This window comes from Butyrivibrio sp. INlla21, from assembly GCF_900116875.1.
Classification (GTDB): Bacteria; Bacillota; Clostridia; order Lachnospirales; family Lachnospiraceae; genus Butyrivibrio.
In genome coordinates this window covers 1-1,244 of record NZ_FPCC01000071.1, presented here as the reverse complement: position 1 = coordinate 1,244, position 1,244 = coordinate 1, and the positions used below count along the sequence as shown (strand labels likewise).

Annotated in this window: 1 pseudogene; it reads left to right on the top strand. The window is 41.7% G+C overall.

What is annotated here, in order from left to right:
* A pseudogene (locus BM377_RS16085) lies at positions 1 to 1,244 on the top strand (IS1182 family transposase); the annotation flags it as partial.

The following is a 1,244-nucleotide window of genomic DNA, read 5'->3' as shown; positions in this document are numbered from 1 at the left end:
ATACAGATGGTTCCTGGGCTTAGAGCTTAACGAGCCTGTCCCACACTTTTCAACTTTTGGAAAGAACTATACAAGACGCTTTAAGGATACAGACCTTTTTGAGCAGATATTCCAGCGCATTCTTGAAGACTGCTATCGCTTCAAGCTGGTAGACCCTACTGCTGTATTTGTAGATGCTACTCATGTAAAGGCGAGAGCAAACAACAGAAAGATGCAGCATAAACTTGCAAAGCAGGAAGCATTGTTCTACGAAGAAATGCTCAAAAAGGAAATAAACGAAGACCGAGCTGAGCATGGCAAAAAGCCACTTAAAGACAAGGATGATGATGACGATAAAAACGCTGGCGGACATGATGATTTCAGTGATTTCACGGACGACGTACCAAATGATACCAAGACGGTGAAATGCAGCACAACTGATCCTGATAGTGGATGGTTCAGAAAAGGCGAACACAAAAATGTATTCGCTTACGGAATTGAAACTGCTTGCGACAAGAATGGATGGATCCTTGATTACACAGTTAACCCCGGCAATGAGCATGACAGCCGCACATTCAAAGGACTTTACGACAAGATCAAGGATATCGGAGTAGAAACTATCGTTGCAGATGCTGGTTACAAAACTCCAGCTATAGCAAAACTACTCATAGATGATGGCATCAAACCTCTTCTTCCCTACAAGAGGCCAATGACGAAGAAAGGATTCTTCAGAAAATCTGAGTTTGCTTATGATGAATACAATGACTGCTATATATGTCCAAACGATCAGGTGCTGGAGTATTCGACCACAAATCGCGATGGATACAGAGAATACAAGAGTTGCGGAAAGGTCTGCGGAAACTGTCCTTACCTTGAACAATGTACACTTAGCAAGAATCATGTAAAACTGGTAACCCGTCATATCTGGGAAGATTACATGGAAGAATGTGATGACATAAGATACACCGAGGGGATGAAAGATCTCTATTCTCACAGGAAAGAAACAATAGAGAGAATCTTTGGGACAGCCAAAGAGAATCATGGATTTAGATATACACAGATGTATGGAAAGGCGCGGATGGAAATGAAGGTCGCGCTTACCTTTGCGTGTATGAATCTAAAAAAGCTTGCAAGAATCAAGAATGAATGGCGGTTAGAAATGGCCTGATAAGGGCTGTTTTGACCATTTTTATTATGAAAATCCGGCTTAAGAAGAAAAATGGTCTTGAGAGCTATGCTCTCAAGACCACTTTGTCTACAGTCTG